The following is a 19,742-nucleotide window of genomic DNA, read 5'->3' as shown; positions in this document are numbered from 1 at the left end:
CGCGTCCCCGCCGTTTCCGGTGTGGAAGTCAGGCGCCGATGTATTGCGCCAGGTGCTGGCCGGTCAGGGTGGACCGGTCGGCGACCAGGTCGGCCGGGGTGCCCTCGAAGACCACCAGCCCGCCGTCGTGGCCGGCGCCCGGGCCGAGGTCGATGATCCAGTCGCCGTGCGCCATCACGGCCTGGTGGTGCTCGATCACGATCACCGACTTGCCGCCCTCGACCAGCCGGTCGAGCAGGCCGAGCAGCTGCTCGACGTCGGCCAGGTGCAGGCCGGTGGTCGGCTCGTCGAGCACATAGACGCCGCCCTTGTCGCCCATGTGGGTGGCCAGCTTGAGCCGCTGGCGCTCGCCGCCGGACAGCGTGGTCAGCGGCTGGCCGAGGCTCAGATAGCCGAGCCCGACGTCGGCCAGGTGCGTGAGGATCTTGTGGGCGGCCGGCGTCTGGGCGTCGCCGTCGGCGAAGAACCGCTCGGCCTCGGTGACCGGCATCGCCAGCACCTCGCTGATGTCCTTGCCACCGAACTTGTAGTCCAGCACCTCGGCGGCGAACCGCTTCCCCTCGCACACCTCGCACACCGTGGCGACCCCGGCCATCATCCCGAGGTCGGTGTAGATCACGCCGGCGCCTTTGCAGTTCGGGCAGGCCCCCTCGGAGTTCGCACTGAACAGCGCCGGCTTGACGCCGTTTTCCTTGGCGAAGGCTTTGCGGATCGGTTCCAGCAGCCCGGTGTACGTGGCGGGATTGCTCCGCCGGGACCCACGGATCGGGGTCTGATCGACCAGCACCACGTCGTCCCGTTTGCCGAGCGAGCCGTGGATCAGCGAGCTCTTGCCCGATCCCGCCACGCCGGTGACCACGACCAGCACGCCGAGCGGGACGTCCACGTCGACGTTCCGCAGGTTGTGCGTGCTCGCCCCGCGGATCTCCAGCGCGCCGGTGGAGGTGCGCACCTTCTCCTTGAGCGTGGTGCGGTCGTCGAGGTGCCGCCCGGTGACCGTCTTGCTCCTGCGCAGCCCGGCGACGGTCCCCTCGAAGCAGATCGTGCCGCCCTCCCGGCCGGCGCCCGGGCCGATGTCGACCACGTGGTCGCCGATCGCGATGGTCTCCGGCTTGTGCTCCACCACCAGCACCGTGTTGCCCTTGTCGCGCAACTGCAGCAGCAGGTCGTTCATCCGCTGGATGTCGTGCGGGTGCAGGCCGATGGTGGGCTCGTCGAAGACGTACGTCACGTCGGTCAGCGACGACCCGAGGTGCCGGATCATCTTCACCCGCTGGGCCTCGCCACCGGACAGCGTGCCGGACGGGCGCTCCAGGCTGAGATAGCCGAGCCCGATGCCGACGAACGAGTCGAGCGTGTGCCCCAGCGCCTCGAGCAGCGGCGCGACGGACGGCTCCCGGATGCCGCGCACCCACTCGGCCAGGTCGCTGATCTGCATCGCGCAGGCATCGGCGATGCTGACCTTGCCGATCTTCGACGAGCGGGCCGCCTCGCTGAGCCGGCTGCCGTCGCACTCGGGGCAGACGGTGAAGGTGACCACCCGCTCGACGAACGCGCGGATGTGCGGCTGCAGCGAGTCGACGTCCTTGGACAGCATGGACCGCTGGATCGACGGGATCAGGCCGGCGTAGGTGAGGTTGATCCCATCGATCTTGATCTTGGTGGGTTCCTTGTGCAGGAGGTCGTTCAGCTCCCGCTTGGTGAACCGCTTGATCGGCTTGTCCGGGTCGAAGAAGCCGCAGCCCCGGAAGATGCGCCCGAACCAGCCCTCCATGCTGTAGCCCGGGATGGTGATCGCGCCCTCGTTCAGCGACTTGTTCTCGTCGTAGAGCTCGGCCAGGTCGATGTCGTTCACCGAGCCACGGCCCTCGCAGCGCGGGCACATGCCGCCGGTGATGCTGAAGCTGCGCCGCTCCTTCACACTCTGGCCGCCCTTGTTGACGGTGACCGCGCCCGCGCCGCTGATCGAGGCGACGTTGAAGGAATATGCCTGCGGCGAGCCGATGTGCGGCTTGCCGAGCCGGCTGAACAGGATGCGCAGCATCGCGTTCGCGTCGGTGGCGGTGCCGACCGTGGACCGCGGGTCGGCGCCCATCCGCTGCTGGTCCACGATGATCGCGGTGGTCAGCCCGTCGAGCACGTCGACGTCCGGCCGGGCCAGCGTCGGCATGAACCCCTGCACGAACGCGCTGTAGGTCTCGTTGATCTGCCGCTGCGAGTCGGCCGCGATGGTGCCGAACACCAGCGAGCTCTTGCCCGAGCCGGACACCCCGGTGAACACCGTCAGGCGGCGCTTCGGGATCTCGACGCTGACGTCCTTCAGGTTGTTCACCCGCGCACCCTGCACGCGGATCAGATCGTGGCTGTCGGCTTTGTGCTTCATGGGAGATCACGCTAGCCGTGGCCCGGCCGTCCGCGCTGCTCGAATCCTGACCAATTCCCCAGGTCGGCCCTGCTGCCACCTCTGAGTGCTTTCGTCCGAGTAACCGCTTCACCATCCACACCCGTCTTCGTGCAAATGCAGCACATCGACGTGCATGGATAGTGAGAAAGCGCTTCATCGAGCGGATATTCCTGGGCACCCGTTTCCCCGCGGAGGTATGCATGCGAACATCCCCGATCCTCAAGTCCCTGCCGGCCGCCCTCCTGGTCGTCGGCGCCTCGCTGGTCGTCGCCACCGGCACCGCCGAGGCAGCGACCACCACCGTCCAGGCCGAGGCCTTCGCCGCACAGTCCGGCGCCGTCCTCGAGGCCACCGCCGACACCGGCGGCGGCCAGAACGTGGCCTACCTGGCCAACGGCGACTGGATGCGCTACGACGGCGTCAACCTCGGCGCGGCCGGCAACCTGACCGTCAAGGCGCGGGTCGCCTCGGCGATCGGCGGCGCCGGCGCGGTCGAGCTGCGCATCGGCTCGCCGACCGGCACGTTGCTCACCCAGTTCCCGATCGCGGCCACCGGCGGCTGGCAGGCCTGGGCCACCCAGACCACCACCCTGGCCACCCATCCGACCGGCGCGCAGACCGTCTACGCGGTGATGCGCAACGCCACCGGCGGCGACTTCGTCAACATCAACTGGTTCTCGTTCGGTGACGGGCAACCGGACACCGGCAGCGGCTGGATCCCGATCGACCAGGCGGCGTGGGCCCGGCAGCTGGCCGAGTTCCGCGCCCTGACCCCACGTCCGGTGCTACCCAACTCGGTACGCGTCCCCGAGTTCAACGCCACCTGCGGCTACAGCCACTCCCGGCCCGACGACCCGATCGTGTTCCCCAACATGCCGGGCGCCTCACACCTGCACAGCTTCCTCGGCAACGGCGTCACCGACGCGTTCACCACCACGGACACGCTGCTCCGGAACGCGGGCACCACCTGTCGTCCCGGCGAGGACCTGTCCGCGTATTGGATCCCCTCGCTCTATGAGCACGGCCAGGTGGTCGAGCCCAAGGACGTGGTGGTCTACTACGGCTCGCGGCTGAACGACGCGACGCCGACCGTGCCGTTCCCGCAGGGCTTCCGGATGATCGCCGGCGACGCGCGGCTGCAGGTGCCGACGCCGGCCGGATCGGTGAACGCGTTCTACTGCGCCGGGCCGGGCGGCGAGATCGGGCGCAGCGCGGACGGCAACTGGCCCCGCTGCGCGCCGGGCGCCACGCTGATGTTCCAGCTGCTCTTCCAGGACTGCTGGGACGGCCAGCACCTGGACAGCCCGACGCACAAGGCGCACGTGGCGTACATGACCAACGGCGCCTGCTCCGGTGACTTCCCGGTGGCGATCCCGTCGGTCTCGTTCCTGATCGCCTATCCCACGGCGGGCAGTGTGGACGGTTTCCAGCTGTCCTCCGGCATGGCGTCGTCGATGCACGGCGACTCGTTCATGGCATGGCAGAACCTGGCCCTCGCCCAGCGGGTCCGCAACTGCGTGGTGCAGCGGGCCAAGTGCAACTCGGCCGGTGAGTTCTAGGTGACCGGAGGGCGCCGCGTTTCCGGGGCATTGCCACGGCCATCGGACTGACATAGCGTCGCGGGTGTCCATCGACGATCTTCGCTGGAGGCCTGGTGCGCGTCCTGTTGTCCGCTGCCCTGATCATCGCCCTCGGACACGCGGCGCCCGCCGCCGAACCGGTCGACGTGTGGAGCGTGCCCGGCCCGGCCGGGTCGCCGATCACCGCCCGGCTGACCCTGGACGGCGGCCGGCTCAGCTTCGGCGTGGACGCCGCCGGGCGGGCCGTGCTGGCGCCGGCGCCGATCGGGCTGACCACCGCGGCGGCCGACCTGAGCAGCGGGCTGAGGTTCGTGTCCCGCACCGGCCGCACGGTCCGCGAGCGGTACACGATGACCACCGGCAAGCGGCTGAAGCGGGACGCGACGTTGCGCGAGGCGACGTTCACGTTCGACAAGAACGGCCTGCGGCTCGACGTGGTGGTCCGGGTCTCCGCCGAGGGCGCGGCCTATCGGTACGTGCTGCCGCAGGGCGGGACGGTGACCGGCGAGGCGTCGTCCTATGCGCTGCCCGCGGGCGCGCCGGCCTGGCTGCTGCCCTACTCCCCCAACTACGAGGAGACCCGGATCCAGACCACGGCGGGCGCCGCACCCGCCGCGGACTACGGGTTTCCGTCGCTGTTCCGGGTCGGCGACGTCTACGCGATGCTGTCCGAGTCCGATGTGGACGGGCGGTACTCCGGAGGACGGCTGACTCACGCGGGCGGTGGCGCGTACCGGATCAGGCTGGCCGACCCGCAGATCACCGCGACCGGGCCGCTGTCCACGCCGTGGCGGGTCGCCGTCATCGGCGACCTCGCCACCGTCACCGCCTCGACCCTCACCGACGACCTCGCACCCGCCTCCCAGATCAACGACACGTCCTGGGTACGCCCCGGCGTGGTCGCCTGGTCCTGGCTGTCCGAGCACGCCAGCCCCGCGGATCCGGTGCGGCAGCGGCAGTACATCGACTTCGCCGCCCGCAACCGCTGGCCCTACGTGCTGATCGACGAGGGCTGGAGCGCGACCTGGGTGCCGGAGATCGTGCGCTACGCCCGGGCCCGCGGCGTCGACGTGATCCTCTGGTACCACTGGTCGGCCTTCGACACCCAGCAGGAGCGCGACACGATCCTGCCGCTGGTGAAATCGTGGGGCGTCGCCGGCCTGAAGATCGACTTCATGGACTCGGACAGCCAGGCCCGATTCCAGTGGTACGACCAGATCCTGCCGGCCACCGCGGCGCAGCGGCTGATGGTGAACTTCCACGGCGCCACCATCCCGCGCGGCATCCAGCGCACCTGGCCGCACGTGATGACGCTGGAGGCGGTCCGCGGCGCCGAGCAGTTCCGCACCCGCGCCGCCACGAACACGATCTTCCCGTTCACCCGCAACGTCACCGGCGGCATGGACTACACGCCGGTGACCTGGGCGGTGACCGACCGGGACACGACCGACGCGCACGAGGTGGCGCTGGCCGTGGTCTACGAGTCCGGCTGGCAGCACCTGGCCGACCGGTTCGAGACCTATGAGTCGCACCCCGAGGCGCTGCGCACGCTCAACCAGCTCCCGACCGTGTGGGACGAGACGCGGCTGCTGTCCGGCGCGCCCGGCCAGTCCTCGGTGCTGGCCCGGCGGGACGGGCAGCGATGGTGGGTCGGCGGCATCTTCGCCACGCCCGCGCACCGGTTCGAGACCGGCCTGGACTTCCTCGGCGACGGCCGGTGGCTGGCCGAGACGCTGCGCGACGGGCTGGTGCGGGAGAGCCGGATCGTGCGCCGCGGCGACACCCTGTCCGTGCCGGTGGCGGCGAACGGCGGGTTCGTGACGGCGCTGTGCCCGTACACCGGGTCGGCGACCTGTGACCGGCCCATCGTGCCGGTGCCGGCCACCACGCTCGACATCGATCCGGCCTCCGCCGACGTCCGTCCCGGCGGTTCGATCGAGGTCGAGGCGACGTTCACGCTGCCGGCCGGCGGTCCGATCCGGGACGTCACGCTGGGTCCCGAGCCGCCCGCCGGCTGGACCGTGACCGGCGAGCCGGTGTCCGCGGACCGCCTGCGCGGCGGCGAGTCGATCAGCGGCCGGTGGACGCTGACCGCGCCCACCTCGACCGGCACCGGCAACGTGGACCTGCCGATCGTGGCTCACTACGTTTGGCGGGGCACGGCCGTGCACGTCGAGCAGGCGGTGCACGCGCTGATCCCGCCGCCGAACCCGAGCGGCGACGCGTTCGTGAGCGACCTGCCGTTCCTGACCGAGAGCAACGGCTACGGCCCGGTCGAACGCGACCGCTCGAACGGCGAGCAGGGCGACGCCGACGGCCGGCCGCTGACCATGCACGGCACGGTCTATCCGAAGGGTCTGGGCACCCACGCGCCGGCCGAGGTGACGGTCTGGCTGGGCGGGGCGTGCGGCGCCTTCAGCGCGATCGCCGGCCTGGACGACGAGACCACGTCGCCGGGCTCGGTGACCTTCGAGGTGCTGGGCGACGGCCGCGAGCTGGCCGCGACCGGCGTGCTGCGCAGCGCCGACGCGCCACGCCCGCTCACCGCCGACGTGTCCGGCGTCCGAGTCCTCACCCTGCGGGTCACCGACGCCGGCGACGGCAAGAACTTCGACCACGCCGACTGGGCCGAGGCCAAACTCACCTGCGATTGAGGTAGATGCGATCTACGTAGATCCCATCTACCTGGATTCGGATCCGGCACCCGGCGTGGCCGCGGTCGGCGGGACGATCCGGGTGGACCGTCCCGCCCCGCGCGGCACGCATGTCTACGCGGTGTCGCCGGTCCAGTAGAGCGCCCGGGCCACCTGCCCGAACAGGCCCTTGGGGTGATCGCGGAACAGCGGCTCGGTGCCGAACAGCACCGCCCGGCCGCCCCGGGCGGTGGCGCCGGAGATCACCGACGCCTGCCCGGCCGCCTGCTCGGGGCCGGCCACCCCCGGCGCGGTCGGCAGCCAGTGCCCGGCCACCAGCGGATCCGCCGCGGCATAGCGCTGCTCGACGGTGAACCCGCTGCCGGTGAACCACAGCGGCGAGTAGACGAACGAGTTCGGCAGCGAGCCGGCGCCGACCACCGGGCCGGTGTTCCGCACCGCGACCACGCCGTTCGCGTCGCCGCGTGCCGCCACCGCGGTGGCCGGGAGCAGGCCCGCCGCCGCGTTGAAGTTCGCTCCCGTCGCTCCCCGGGTGACCACCCCGCCGCCCCTGGCCAGCAGGGCGTCGAGAGAAGCGCGGCCGGTCGCGTTCAGCCCGGCATAGGACAGGCCGGACGAGACCATCAGGGTGTCCACGCCGGACAGGTCGGCGCCGGCGTTGAGCAGCGCGGTGGACACCACCCGTGGCTGGAAGCCCATCTCGCGCAACGCGAACAGCTCGTCGGCCGAGACGGCGGCCGCGATCGTGGGCGCGGAGAAGGACGTGCCGGTCGTGCCCCGGGCGGCGGCGGTGAACCGTACCCCGAACTGGTCGGCCACGATCGAGGCCGCGGCGCGCGACGCGGCCGGGACCAGCACCGTGGCCGCGTCCACCCGCAGCAGCGGGACGCCGAGGTCGAGCAGCGCGTTGACCGCCCGCACGTCGGCGCCGTCCACCAGCGACAACAGCAGATCGCGGGAGCCCGCGGGCAGCGCGCCGGTGGGCGAGGCGATCGAGACCGGGCGGGTGGTCACCCTGGGCGCGGCGGTGCGGCTGATATCGACCGAGGCGCCCCAGAGCAGGCGGTGACTCCAGCCGGAGATGTCATACATCTGCGGCACCAGATCCGAGATGTCCCGGCCCGCCTCGAGCAGCACGTTGGCCAGCCCGCGCTTGGGCTGGTGCATGTCGACGACGTAGGAGCCGGCGCGGTAGGAGACCCCGGCCAGCGTGAAGTCGTGCGTCGCCCTCGTCACCCGCACGTCGTGCGCGACCAGGTGATCGACCAGCCGGGCGGCGGCGGCCGGCGAGCGTTGCGCGGGACCGGCCGGGATCACGTAGGCGCGCGGGAACTCCGTCGAATACCGGTCCTCCGGCCCGAAGCCCTCGACGAAACCGTCCGGAATGGTCGGCGACGGCGCGCCGGCCCAGCCGCGGCGGAACTGCTCGATCTGATCGGCCAGCAGAGAAGCCCGGTTGGTGTCCGCATAGGTGATGGCAGCGCCGATGGTGGTCGCGGCGACGTCGGTGTTGACCGCGGACCGGCGGCGCAGCTCCTCGACCGGCAGCGTCTCGTAGGCGTTCCGGTTCACCTGCCACGGGATCTCCACGGTGTGCCCGACGGCGCCCTGGTAGATCGCGTACATCGGGGTGAAGATCGGCGGCCAGTCGTCCCAGTCGCCGGGCGCGTAGTCCCGGAACGGGATGTCCGCGCGGGCGGTCTCCGGATAGGGCAGCTCACCGATCGCCGCCTCCATGCCCAGCGCGTTCGGCAGCGCGTGCTTGATGTAGAGGTCGTACTCGTAGTTCTGGCCGTGCGGCGGCGTGGCCGGCTCGATCAGCGTGGTGCCGGTGTAACCGTGCTCGTCCAGCATCACGAACGGCTGCGTCGCGATCACCACGTCGCGCACTGCCCGCGACTCCGGCTGCGAACTGGTCGCGTGGTCGCGGTTGATGTCGAAACCCGCGCCATTCTGGCGCACCCCGGCGATCCGCCCATCCGGGTTGTTGGTCACGGTCAGATAGATCCGGGTACGCGAGAGCAGCCGCTTCGTGGCGGCGTCGGTGGCATTCGCCAGCCGCTCGATGACCCGCAACGAACCGTCCGTGCCCTCCCACTCGTCACCGTGGATGTTCGCGTTGATCCAGACCGGCGTCTTGTAGTCCTTCTTCAGCGCCGCATCCCGCTTGGCGGCCTTCGGGTCGTCCTCGATCAGCGCCCGCCACCGGTCCTGCTTCGCGGCCTCGGCCGGCGTCTCGGGCGCGGTGACCGTCACCAGATAGAGGTCCTTGCCCAGCGCCGAATGCCCGACCACCTCGGCGGACACCCGATCGGAGGCGGCCTGCACCGCGTTCAGCCGCGGCGCGATCCCGTGATAGGGCACCAGCCCCAGCTTGATCGACTTGTCGGCGGGGTTCTCCGGCCAGACCCGCAGCACGTTCTGCCGCGGATAGCCCCGGCGGGCCGGCGGCGCCCAGCGCAGGTCGGCGGCGGCCGCCTCGACGGAGATCTCGGGGGTGGTGGCGGCCACCTCGTTGCGCTCCGGGCCGTTGCCGAAGTCGCGGGTGGACGGTGTGCGATCGGGTGCGGCGGCAAGGGGTTCGGCGGCCAGGGGTTCGGCGGCGAGGGGTTCGGCGGCGGCGGCGGGATTGGCGAGCAGGCCGGCGGCGAGCAGCGCGGCACAGATTCCGGTCAGGCTGCGAGACAGGTCCACGTCAGAGACTCTGACGGGATCATCGCCGACACGCAATCACCGTTGTGGATTCTTCGATGCGAGCGAGCGCAACGCGTCCGGCCCGGGCATCGGCCGGTAGTAGTGGAAACCCTGCCCGAAGTCGCAGCCCATCTCGTGCAGAGCCTCCGCCTCGTCCACGGTCTCGATGCCCTCGGCGACCACCGCCAGCCCGAACGCCTGGCCGAGCCGGACCACCGCCTCGGCCACCGTGCGAGCCGACGGGTCGGCGGCGATGCCGGTGACGAACGAGCGGTCGATCTTCAGGATGCTCACCGGCAGCCGGCGCAGATAGGTGAGCGCCGCATAGCCGGTGCCGAAGTCGTCCACCGCGATCCGGATGCCCAGGTCGCGCAGGCTCTGCAGGCGTGCCACGGTGAGCGCGTCCGGCTCCAGCACCACGCTCTCGGTGAGCTCGAGGATCAGGTTCCGCGGCGGGAAACCGGTCTCCGCCAGAATCCCCCGGATCACGTCGACCAGCCGGGCCTGCACCACCTGCCGCGGCGACAGGTTGACGCTGAGCAGGATGTCCTTCGCGGACGGCAGTTCGGCGCGCCAGCGGACGACCTCGTGGCACGCGGCCCGCAGCACGGCCTCGCCGAGCGGCACGATCGAACCGGTCTCCTCGGCGAGCTCGATGAACTCGCCCGGCATCAGCAGCCCGCGGGTCGGGTGCTGCCAGCGGACCAGCGCCTCGACCGCGACCGTGCGGCCGGTGCTCAGCTCGACCGCGGGCTGGAAGTTGACCACCAGCTCGCCGGCCTCGATGCCGCGGCGCAGGTCGGCGTCGCGGGCCCGGGTGTCCAGTTCGGCCGAGTAGACCGCGAACCGGCCGGACCGCTTGGCCGCCGCGGTGGCGATCTCGGCGTGCTGCAACAGCACGTCGCCGCAGGTGGCGTCCTCGTCGCGGACGGCCACCCCGATGCTCGCCTCGACCGAGAGCAGCTGATCGCCGAAGATCACCGGCGTGCGCAGGGCGTCCGCCAGCCGCTCGGCGATGCCGTGCGCCGCCTCCCGGGTCGACAGATTGTGCATGATCACGGCGAACTCGTCGCCGCCCAGCCGGCCCGCGGTGTCCCCGGCGCGGATCACCGCTCGCAGCGCCGTCGCCACCGCCAGCAGCACCGCGTCGCCGGCCTCGTGGCCGTACGTGTCGTTGATCGGCTTGAAGCGGTCCAGGTCGATCACCAGCATCGCGGTGTGCCGGGCGTCGCGCAGCGGCTGGGCGACGAGCTGGGCCAGCCGCTCGGTGATCAGGGTGCGGTTGGCCAGGCCGGTGAGCGCGTCGGTGACCGCCAGGTCGCGGTTCTCGCGCTGGGCGTAGACCTGGCGGGCGACGACCAGGAAGGTGAGTGCGACGGCGCCGACGATCATGCCGCCCAGGGGGTAGGCGGACTGGTGGCCGGCCAGCACGGCGAGCAACGCGTACGCGAGACCGACCGCGCCGTAGGGCAGCCAGCTGATCGCGGTCCGCACCGCCCGGGCGGTGGACGCGGGCGCCGCCACCTCGCGGTGCTGCCGATGCGCGGCGAACACGAACAGCACCGAGCCGACGGCCCAGAGCAGGTCCGGCCAGTCGCCCCCGGTGAAGCCGTCGTGCAGCTGGATCCAGGCATAGGAGATGTCCGCCACGACGAACAGCGCGACCGCGCCGGCCAGCAACCGCACCGGCGTTCCGGAGCCCTGGCCGGTGCGCCGCAGCAGCGCGGTGGCCAGCGCCAGCATCAGCAGCAGGTCGCCGACCGGCAGCGCGGCCGAATAGAACAGCTCGTCGAAGGTGGCCCCGGCGCTGGCGAAGATCGGGCCGAGCACCAGGTACCAGAACACCATGAAGGAGCTGACGCCGACGATCAGCGCGTCCAGGGTGAGCTTGACCCGGTCGCGGCTGCTGCGGCGGGTGCCCGGCAGCAGCAACAGCCCGGTGAGCATGAAGGGCACGAAGATCAGGAACCAGTAGTCCGCGAACGCCGGGTACACGTCCCGGTGCAGGATCGCGTCCTCGACGAACCACGAGCTGTGCGCGATCAGCTGGCAGGCGTACGCCACGGTGATGAAGGCCCAGGCCAGCCGGGTGCGCGCATCCTGTGCCCGGTGCCGGGCCACGCGCCAGCCCAGGGCCGTGAAGATCACCGCGAGGGGCACGTACACCCCGTCGCTGACCAGGACCCGCAGCCGTTCGCCGCCCCACAGCTCGGCGAAGAAGGCCAGCCACCCGGCGAACAGCAGAACGGCGCCGCCCACGGCGAAGGTAGCGAGTCGATCCGTCCTGGTGTTCACGTTCCAATGCATCGGCGCGGCGGCGGCCCGCTTGAGAGATCCGCGGTCAGACGCGACCGAATCGGCCCTCCGGGTCGTAGCGCGCCCGGATCTCCCGTAACCGCCCGGTGTTCACCCCGTAATAGGCGATGTCCGGAAGGTCCGGTTCGGGAAAGTTGGGGTAGACGCCGCCGGTGCCGTGCGGGTGGGTGATCGCGAAGGACGAGGCCAGCCAGTCCCGCGCCGGCTCGTGATCGGCCGCCGGGTCGGCCGTGGTCGCCTGCTTGAGCAGGAAATCGGCGTCCCGATGTGGAAACGCGGTGGCCGCCGCCGGGGTGCGGCAATAGGCGCCACCCCACGGCGAGAAGTCCAGCTCCCGCGACTCCCCCGGCCGCCGGTCCGCGACCAGGTGCGCCACCAGCTCGCCGGCCGGCACGGCCGCCCGGAAGAACTCCGACCTCAGGTACGTGTGCCCGCCCGCCGGTTCCGGCCCGTCGTGCGGGTCGACGCCGGCCAGCCACCGCTTGACCTCTCGCGACCCGGCGGCGTGCCGGACGTCCTCGATCGGCGGCACCCCGAGCGCGCCGAGCAGGCCGGCGAGGACCGCGGCGTCGCCGGTCGCGCCGAACACCGTCACCGCGAGCGGCCGCGCGGGATCCGCCGCCGTGGACAGCACCAGGCTGGCCGCGAGCGTGTCCGGAGCGGCCGGCGCGAATCGCTGCCAGGCGGCCAGCACGTCGGCGGCGCTGCCCGGCGGGTAGCGGAAGAGGAAGCCGGTGGCGGGCTTCTCCGGCACGGTGGCGAACTCGAGCTCGGTCACCACGCCGGGCGCGCCGCCGCCACGCAACGCCCAGAACAGGTCCGGCTCGTGCTCGTCGTCGCAGGTCAGCTGCCGTCCATCGGCGAGGACCACGGTCGCGGCGCGCAGCGCGTCGCAGGTCAGGCCGTACCGTCGCCCGAGAATGCCCAGCCCGCCGCCGAGGGTGAGGCCGGCGATCCCGACCGTGGGCCCGCAACCGGCCGGGATGGTCCGGCCGGCCGCCGCGAGCGCGTCGTAGACCGGGCCGAGCCGGGCGCCGCCGCCGATCACCGCACGGTCGCCGCGCAGGTCGACGCCGGTCAGCGGCGCGGTGTCGAGCAGCACCCCGGTGGTCACCGACCAGCCGGCAAACGAGTGACCGCCACCGCGCACCGCGATCGGCAGCCCCCGCTCCCGGGCGAGCGCGAGCGCCGCGACCACATCGGCCGCCCCCGCGATGTCGCGCACCGCGGCCGGCCGCACGCCGGCGAACCGGGCGATCTGCGTCATCGCTTCACCGTAACGGCTGCCTCTGACATGCTCTGGACCATGTGCACCGAGAAGTGTTCGCAGCTCACCCGACGTGCGGCGTTGTTCGGCGCGGCCGGGCTCGCCACCACGGCGATGTTGGAGACCCCCGCGCAGGCGAGCGCGACCGTGCCCGGCTGGCGCGGCGGCAAGCTCACCGATCTCACCTATCCGTTCACCACGACCTTCCCGGCCTTCGAACCGGAGGAGGCGCCCACCCGCCGCACCTACGTGACCATCGAGGACGACGGTTACTACATGCAGGAGTGGCGGATCATCGAGCACACCGGCACCCACGTGGACGCGCCCGGGCACTTCACCCCGGGCGGGCGCCTCTCCACCGACCTGCGGCTGTCCGAGCTGATCACCCCCGCGGTCGTGGTGGACATCACGGCCCGTGCGGCGCGTGATCCCGACACGACGGTCACCGTCGACGACCTTCGCGGGTACGAGCGCCGGCACGGCAAGATCCCCGAGGGGGCGGCGGTGATCATGAACTCCGGATGGGGGAAGAAGTCCGGGGACGCCGACGCGTACCGCGGGGTGGACGCCGACGGCGTGCTGCACTTCCCCGGCTTCCACCCGGAGGCCACCGAGTGGCTGTTGCGGCGGCGCCGGATCCGGTCGCTGGGCGTCGACACGCTGAGCATCGACCCGGGCGACTCGGAGTCCTTCGAGACCCACCTGATCCTGACCGGCGCGGACCGCTACGGCCTGGAGAACCTGGCCAACGTCGGCAAGCTCCCGCCGCGCGGCGCGACCGTCGTGGTCGGCCTGATCCCCTATGAGGGCGGCTCCGGCGGCCAGGCCCGGATCTTCGCGGTCAGCTGATACACGCCTGGAGGAAGTCCGCGGCCGGCACAGCGAAGACCGCCACCACCGCGGCCAGCCGGGGGATGGTCGGCGTCTTCGCCAGCACGGCGTAGGCGCCGATCACCAGCGGCGCCGCGGCCCACTGGATCGGCCAGGCGTCCCGCTCGACCAGCACGCCCCTCTCGCAGACCGCCAGCCACAGCGCGGTCGCCGCGATCCACATCGCCAGCCCGGCCCGATAGCACCGATCCGGGCGCCAGCGCACGGCCGCCGTGCCATCGCCGGCGGCGCGGTCGGCCTCGAGGTCGAGCACCGTCGTCGGCAGATAGAGCGCGGCCGCGAGCAGCAGCCCGAGCACCACCATGGCCGGCGGGAAGTCGCCGATCGGCCGCACCAGCGCCCACCCCGCGGCCGGCGCCAACACCCCCACGACCAGCGCGTTCACCGCGACATCCGCGCCCGGCCGGGCCTTGAGCCGCAGCGGCGGCGCGCTGTACGCCCAGCCGAGCCCCAGCACCAGCGCCGCTCCGGCCAGGAAGACCGGCCCCAGCACCGCCGCCACGACCAGCGTGGCGGCGGTGCTCCCCCGATGCAGCAACCGCAGGTCGCCGGGCGTCAGCACACCCGTGACCAGCGGCGCCGTCGCCTTGCGTGGGTTGACCCGGTCGCTGGGCAGATCGTGCAGGTCGTTCTGGGCCAGCACGGCGGTCCAGACCAGCGGCCCGAGCAGCAGGAGCAGCAGCAGTCCGGGCCCGGCCGGCGGCACGATGCGCTGCCCGGCGAGCACCACCCCGAGGTAGGCGCCACCCCACCCGAGCGGCCAGAACCAGGGCCGGCTCAGCCGAATCACGGCCTCGGTCCGCAGTGGCGCCATGACGTCGGTGCTCATGAGATCGACGCTAGGGATCTCCGGTCCGCCGGAACTCCCGCGCGAGCGCGATCCGCCTCCCCCTCAGGAGGGATCGAGCTCTCGGAACCAGTTCGCCGCCATCCTCCGATAGCCGGCCGCGTTCGGGTGGAACGTGTCGGCCAGCTGGTCGCCGTCCACCCGGTGCTGGTCGACCAGCCGAACGCGGTCGCTCCGGAGCGCCACCACGCCGGGCAACTGGGCGTTGAAGGCGTTGATCCGCTTCTGGAACTCCCCGTCGAACTTCGCGTCGCGCGAACCCACGATCCCGGCCACGAAGACCCGCACCCGCGGATCGGCGGCGAGCAGCTGATCGATCAACGCGCCCAGCCGATCCGGGGCGCCGGCCGCCTTCTCGTCGCTGCGCATGTCGTTGGTGCCCAGGTGCAGCAGCACCACGTCCGGCCGGTAGGTCGCCATCCACTCGTCGGCGTGCGCCGCGATCTGCGCGATCCGCCAGCCGATGTGCCCCTCGTGGTCGCGGTCGGCGCCGGCCGGCCCGGAGCGCAACGACCCCACGAAGTCGGCGTCGACGCCCGCCGCGGCCAGCTTCTCGCCCAGCACGACCCGGTAGGACCCGAGCTCGTCGTCGCCCAGCCCCCAGGTGATCGAGTCACCCAGCGGCATGATCCGCAGCCTCTCTCCGACCGGCGCCGCCGCAGTGGTCCGCGTCGCCTCGGGTGTCGGCGTCTTCCGGGAAGGCGAGGTCGTCGCGGCCGGTGGGCGCCGGGGACTCGTCGTCGTCACGACGATCCGGCTCGGTGCCGGCGGCACGGAGGTCGACGACGGCGCGGGCGTCGCCGCCTGCGCGGCATGCGGGTGCGGTGCGCCGGCGTCACAGCCACCCACCACCAGCGCGGCCGCCACCAACGTTGCCAAGAGCCTCATGCCCGTCGAATCGTGCGGCACGGTTTCCGGACGGGGCGCACGCCGGGTGCGATTCGGTTGCCACCTCTCAGGTGGACGACCAGCGCTGCACCGTACGCTTCCGGGTCTCCCAACGTCCGTCGACCCGCACCCGGTACTTCTCGGTGTAGGTGCGCTTGGTCTGCCACTTCTTGACCGTGATGGCCTTGCCGTTGCGGGCGACCTTGACCGCCCGCAGGTGCCACCAGCGGCCGACATCGCCCGACGAGGTGTGCTCCCGCAGGTATTTGGTGGTGAACCGGAACGGGTTGTTCGTCGCCGGCCAGGCCCGCCCGCTCGTGTTCAGCAGCGGCTCCAGAGCGCGGTACCAGTTCCAGGCCATCTTCCGATAGCCGAAGTCGTTCGGGTGCAGCGCGTCCAGCAGGTCGGTCTCGTCGACAGTGGCCTGGTCGACGAGGTGAACCCGGCGGTCCTTGGCGGCCACCAGCGCGGTGATCGCCCGGTTGTAGGCGCTGATCCGGGCCTGGAAGGCGCCCTTCTCGAACCTGTTCCGCGCGCCGGTGATCCGGGCGACGAAGATGTCCACGGTCGGGCTCGCTGCCAGCAGCTGGTCGAGCAGCGCGGACAGCCGGGTGGCCGCGCCCCGGGCGCGCTCGGCGCTGCGCATGTCGTTGGTGCCGATCTGCAGCAGCACCACGTCCGGCCGCTGCACGGCCATCCACTCGTCCGCCTTCTCGGCGATCTGGCTGATCCGCCAGCCGGAGTGGCCCTCGTTGTCGCGGTCGGTGCCGGCCGGGCCGGTGCGCACCGAGCCGACCATGTCGACGGCGACGCCGGCCGCGGTCAGCCGCTGGTCGAGCTCGGTCCGGTAGGACGCGAGCCGCTGCGAGCCGAGGCCGTACGTGATGGAGTCGCCGATCGGCAGGATCCGGACCACCGGTCCGGTGACCGCCGCCACCCGCTCGGCCTCATGGCCGTCGTGACCGGCGTGGCCGAGTACGGCGGCGCCGGACACGGTCAGGGCGGTCGCCGTCATCAGGGCGGCCGGGATCAGGCGGCGGGGTGACATCCACATGCAGCTCAAGTTCGGGCCGCCGGGTTGCTCCGGGGAGGGCGCGCCAGGTGCGATCCGGGTGCACCGGACCGATCACCAGTGGAAGAGCTCGTCCTCCGCCTCGGACCGCGCCTTGCGGGCCCGCTTCCGGTCCCGGCGGGTCGGCTTGCGCCGCACCGGCCGGTTCGGCGGGAGCCTGTCCTCTCTCCGGAACGAGAACGAGAACCCTGGGAACGCCCACTCGAACCGGGACCAGATCAGCAGCAGGCAGATCGCGAGAATGCTGCCGCCCCAGATCAGCCCGGACAGACTGTCGCCCAGCCCACCCCGGGTGTCGCAGGGGCGCATGTTCTGCGGCTTGGTGGCATCGATCTCGACACAGACCCGCGCACCGAGGTCGGGGTTCCCGGGCAGCCCGCGCAGCGGCGTGTCATAGGCCTTGTCCTGAAAGCTGTAGGACACGAAGTGCTTGTCGTCGTGGAACCTCGAGCCTTCGTCCAGCTCATCGAAGGTCCCCCAGAGGCGGACGGTGTGGGCGTCGATGCCGCGCTGCACCGGCACCTGCTGCACGATGCCGACCACCTCGGAGATGAGCCCGATGACGGCGATCACCCCGACGAACCAGGCGAACATGGCGAGCCCATCGAGGAACCCTTCGGACCTGCCCACCAAGCCTGCTCCCTCGCGCGTCGTCGGAGTCGAGTGTGTCAATCTCCGGCAAGCACTATTCCCTTTGGGTATACCCGGTGGGTATAGTCCGGCGCATGGCAGTCTCCTACGCGCTGCTCGGCTTGCTCGAGGGCACCGACCGGCACGGTTACGACCTGAAGCAGTCCTATGACCGGCGATTCGGCGCCGACCGCCCGGTGCGGTTCGGCCAGGTCTACCGGGTGCTCGCCCAGTTGGAGCGGGACGGCCGGGTGCAGGTCGCCGGCGTCGAGCCCGGCGCCGGCCCCGAGCGCAAGCGTTATGCGATCACCGCCGACGGCGTCGACGACCTGGAGACCTGGCTGTCCACTACCGAGGAGCCCGAAGCCGGGCTGCCGCCGGTGCTCTATACGAAGGTGGTGCTGGCGCTGCTCTCCGGCCGGCCGGCGCGGGCGTTCCTGGACGCGCAGCGCGAGCGCCACCTGACTGCGATGCGCGCGCTCACCGCGGCCAAGCGGGACACCGCGCTGCCCGACCTGCTGCTCGCCGACCATCGACTCTTCCACCTGGAGGCCGACCTGCGCTGGATCGATCACGCCGCCGCCCGGCTGGAGTCGCTGGCCGCGGAGTTGCGGTCATGACGGTCCGGTTGGGGCTGCGGCTGGCGATGGCCGGCGGGCGCGCGGTCCGCGTGCGGCTCACGCTGATCGCGGGCGGGGTGGCGGCGAGCGTGGTGCTGTCGTTGTTCGCGCTGACCGTGATGCCCGCGTTGCAGGGGCGCATCGACCGTTACTCGTGGCATCGCACCGATGCTTCGACGCCGGCCACGGCGCCCGACGCGGCATTGTGGACGGCCGTCACCGATCGGTGGGCGGGGCGCAATCTGATCCGCGTACACATCGCGCCTCTGGGACCGCGACCACCCACCCCGCCGGGGGTCGAACGCCTGCCCGCGCCCGGCGAACTGCTCGTCTCCCCCGCCCTCGCCAAGCTCTTCCGCACGGTCCCCGCCGATCAGCTCCGCGAGCGCTTCCCCGGCCGGGTGATCGGCACGATCGGCCCCGAGGGCCTGGTCTCTCCCGAGGAGCTGGTCGGCATCGCGGGCCGCACTCCGGCCGAGATGCGAGCCACCCGCGGCGTCGTGCGGATCAGCGGTTTCGAGCGGCCGGGCGAGCCGAAGGACCTCGGCAACCTGCTCGGCGTGACGGTCGCGCTGCTGGCGATCCTGCTGGCCGGGCCGGTGCTGGTGTTCGTCGCGATGGTCGCCCGGATCGGCGCGGCGCGGCACGACCAGCGATTCGCGACCATGCGGCTGGCCGGTGCGAGCCGCCGCCAGACCGCCGCGCTGGCCGGCGTGGAGACGTTGCTCGGCGCGGTCGCGGGCGCATTGCTGGGCTTCGCCGCCTTTACCGCGCTGCGCCCGTCGGCCGCCCGCCATTTCACCTACGAAGGCCTCCCGTTCCCATCGGCCGACGTCCCTTTGCTCACCCCCTGGACGCCCGTCGTCCTCATCGGACTCCCGCTGATCGCCACGGCCACCACGATCGTGGCGCTGCTCAGGATCCAGATCACCCCCCTCGGGGTACGCGGCCGCGCCCCGTCCCGCCCGCCGGCGACCTGGCGGCTGGCCCCGCTGGGCATGGGCGTGGCCGCCGTGCTGGTGGCCGACGGCCGCGCGTCCGGCCCGCTCGTCATCGTCGCGCTGGTCCTGCTGCTGAGCGGCCTGGTGCTGGCCGGGCCGTGGGTGTGCCTGGCGGCGGCGCGCGGGCTTGCCCGGATCAGCCGGCGCGCGACCACGCTGATCGCGGCCCGGCACATCGCCGCCGACCCCTATGCGGCCTTCCGTGCGGTGAGCGGCGTGGCGCTGGCGGTCTTCGCCGCGACCATCGTGAACATCATCGCCGCCGGCGATCGCCCACCACCGGCGCCGATCGCGTCGGTCGTCGAGATCACCCCGGCCACGCCCACGGTCTGCGCGGCGCTGGTCGTCACGGGCTGCCCGGCGCAGACCCTCCGCGTGCCCACCGACGGGACACGCTCCACCGAGGAACGGATCCGCACCCGGGTGGCGCTGGCGGATCCGGACGCGGTCGCCCGCACCGGCCGTGACCTGGCGCCGGGGAGCGCCTCGTCCGGCTGGGCGGCGGGCCTGCGCCTGGCGATGGTCTTCGTGCTGCTGGTGGCGGCGTGCAGCCTGACGGTCTCGGTGGCCGGTGGGGTGCTGGACCGGCGGCGCTCGTTCGCGGTGCTGCGCGCGTCCGGGATGCGCCTGTCGACGCTGCGCGCCGTGACGCTGGTCGAGACGGGTGTCCCCCTGGTGGCGACGGCGGTGGGCAGCTTCGCGGTGGCCATGACGGTCGCGGCGCTGACGGTGCCGCGCGCCGACTGGGTGCTGCCGGAGGCGGCCTTCCTGTTCAGCCTGACCGCGGGCCTCCTGGCCGCCCTGGCCGTCCCCCTGCTCGCGGCGCCGCTGACGGCCACCGCGACCGGCGCCACCGCCCTCCGCTTCGAGTGAGACGG

General features: G+C 72.2%; 13 protein-coding genes. 5 read left to right on the top strand and 8 right to left on the bottom strand.

The features are described 5' to 3' along the window. Nucleotides 1-28: 28 nt before the first annotated feature. A complete protein-coding gene (locus ACZ6TI_RS40015) occupies nt 29-2,383 on the bottom strand; it encodes an ATP-binding cassette domain-containing protein (protein ID WP_465350484.1) in 2,355 nt (784 codons plus the stop codon). 221 nt (nt 2,384-2,604) lie between these two features. Between ACZ6TI_RS40015 and ACZ6TI_RS40010 the strand changes: the two genes are divergently transcribed. Further along, a complete protein-coding gene (locus tag ACZ6TI_RS40010; RefSeq protein ID WP_465350483.1) occupies nt 2,605-3,963 on the top strand; it encodes a DUF1996 domain-containing protein in 1,359 nt (452 codons plus the stop codon). A gap of 95 nt (nt 3,964-4,058) precedes the next feature. Beyond that, on the top strand, nt 4,059-6,638 hold the full coding sequence (locus ACZ6TI_RS40005; protein ID WP_465350482.1) for an NPCBM/NEW2 domain-containing protein: 2,580 nt from the start codon (nt 4,059-4,061) through the stop codon (nt 6,636-6,638). Between the two features lie 114 nt (nt 6,639-6,752). On the opposite strand, the gene ACZ6TI_RS40000 is transcribed toward ACZ6TI_RS40005, so the two are convergent. Genes ACZ6TI_RS40000 through ACZ6TI_RS39990 form a run of 3 tightly spaced genes read right to left on the bottom strand, consistent with a single transcriptional unit; the run spans nt 6,753 to nt 12,915 of the window. Then, the gene (locus ACZ6TI_RS40000) at nt 6,753-9,332 is read right to left on the bottom strand and encodes a M14 family zinc carboxypeptidase (protein WP_465350481.1); all 2,580 of its coding nucleotides are present in this window, start codon (nt 9,330-9,332) and stop codon (nt 6,753-6,755) included. Nucleotides 9,333-9,368: 36 nt separating this feature from the next. Next, the gene (locus ACZ6TI_RS39995; protein ID WP_465350480.1) at nt 9,369-11,627 is read right to left on the bottom strand and encodes a putative bifunctional diguanylate cyclase/phosphodiesterase; all 2,259 of its coding nucleotides are present in this window, start codon (nt 11,625-11,627) and stop codon (nt 9,369-9,371) included. 46 nt (nt 11,628-11,673) lie between these two features. After that, nucleotides 11,674-12,915, bottom strand: a complete 1,242-nt coding sequence (locus tag ACZ6TI_RS39990; protein ID WP_465350479.1) for an FAD-binding oxidoreductase — start codon at nt 12,913-12,915, stop codon at nt 11,674-11,676. Nucleotides 12,916-12,954: 39 nt separating this feature from the next. Between ACZ6TI_RS39990 and ACZ6TI_RS39985 the strand changes: the two genes are divergently transcribed. Then, nucleotides 12,955-13,764, top strand: a complete 810-nt coding sequence (locus tag ACZ6TI_RS39985; protein WP_465350478.1) for a cyclase family protein — start codon at nt 12,955-12,957, stop codon at nt 13,762-13,764. Here ACZ6TI_RS39985 and ACZ6TI_RS39980 read toward each other — a convergent pair. The 4 genes from ACZ6TI_RS39980 to ACZ6TI_RS39965 form a co-directional block, all read right to left on the bottom strand. Further along, nucleotides 13,757-14,635, bottom strand: coding sequence for a UbiA family prenyltransferase (locus ACZ6TI_RS39980; protein WP_465350477.1), 879 nt, complete (start codon nt 14,633-14,635; stop codon nt 13,757-13,759). The genes ACZ6TI_RS39985 and ACZ6TI_RS39980 overlap by 8 nt on opposite strands. A 63-nt stretch (nt 14,636-14,698) precedes the next feature. Continuing rightward, nucleotides 14,699-15,541, bottom strand: coding sequence for an SGNH/GDSL hydrolase family protein (locus ACZ6TI_RS39975; protein ID WP_465350476.1), 843 nt, complete (start codon nt 15,539-15,541; stop codon nt 14,699-14,701). Between the two features lie 67 nt (nt 15,542-15,608). Continuing rightward, nucleotides 15,609-16,595: an SGNH/GDSL hydrolase family protein gene (locus ACZ6TI_RS39970; RefSeq protein ID WP_465350475.1), complete on the bottom strand. Its 987-nt coding sequence runs from the start codon at nt 16,593-16,595 to the stop codon at nt 15,609-15,611. A gap of 72 nt (nt 16,596-16,667) precedes the next feature. After that, on the bottom strand, nt 16,668-17,243 hold the full coding sequence (locus ACZ6TI_RS39965) for a hypothetical protein (RefSeq protein ID WP_465350474.1): 576 nt from the start codon (nt 17,241-17,243) through the stop codon (nt 16,668-16,670). 95 nt (nt 17,244-17,338) lie between these two features. Between ACZ6TI_RS39965 and ACZ6TI_RS39960 the strand changes: the two genes are divergently transcribed. Together ACZ6TI_RS39960 and ACZ6TI_RS39955 are read left to right on the top strand one after the other, a co-directional pair. Further along, nucleotides 17,339-17,863 carry a PadR family transcriptional regulator gene (locus ACZ6TI_RS39960; protein WP_465350473.1) on the top strand — a complete coding sequence of 175 codons (525 nt, stop codon included), beginning with the start codon at nt 17,339-17,341 and terminating at the stop codon, nt 17,861-17,863. Next, complete coding sequence (locus ACZ6TI_RS39955; RefSeq protein WP_465350472.1) at nt 17,860-19,737, top strand: FtsX-like permease family protein; 1,878 nt, start codon at nt 17,860-17,862, stop codon at nt 19,735-19,737. Before ACZ6TI_RS39960 ends, ACZ6TI_RS39955 begins: the two co-directional genes overlap by 4 nt. The last annotated feature ends 5 nt before the right edge of the window (nt 19,738-19,742 follow it).

It is taken from the genome of Actinoplanes sp. NPDC051388, from assembly GCF_055586225.1.
Note: the sequence above shows the minus strand (reverse complement) of the source record. Positions and strands in the feature narration are given on the sequence as shown.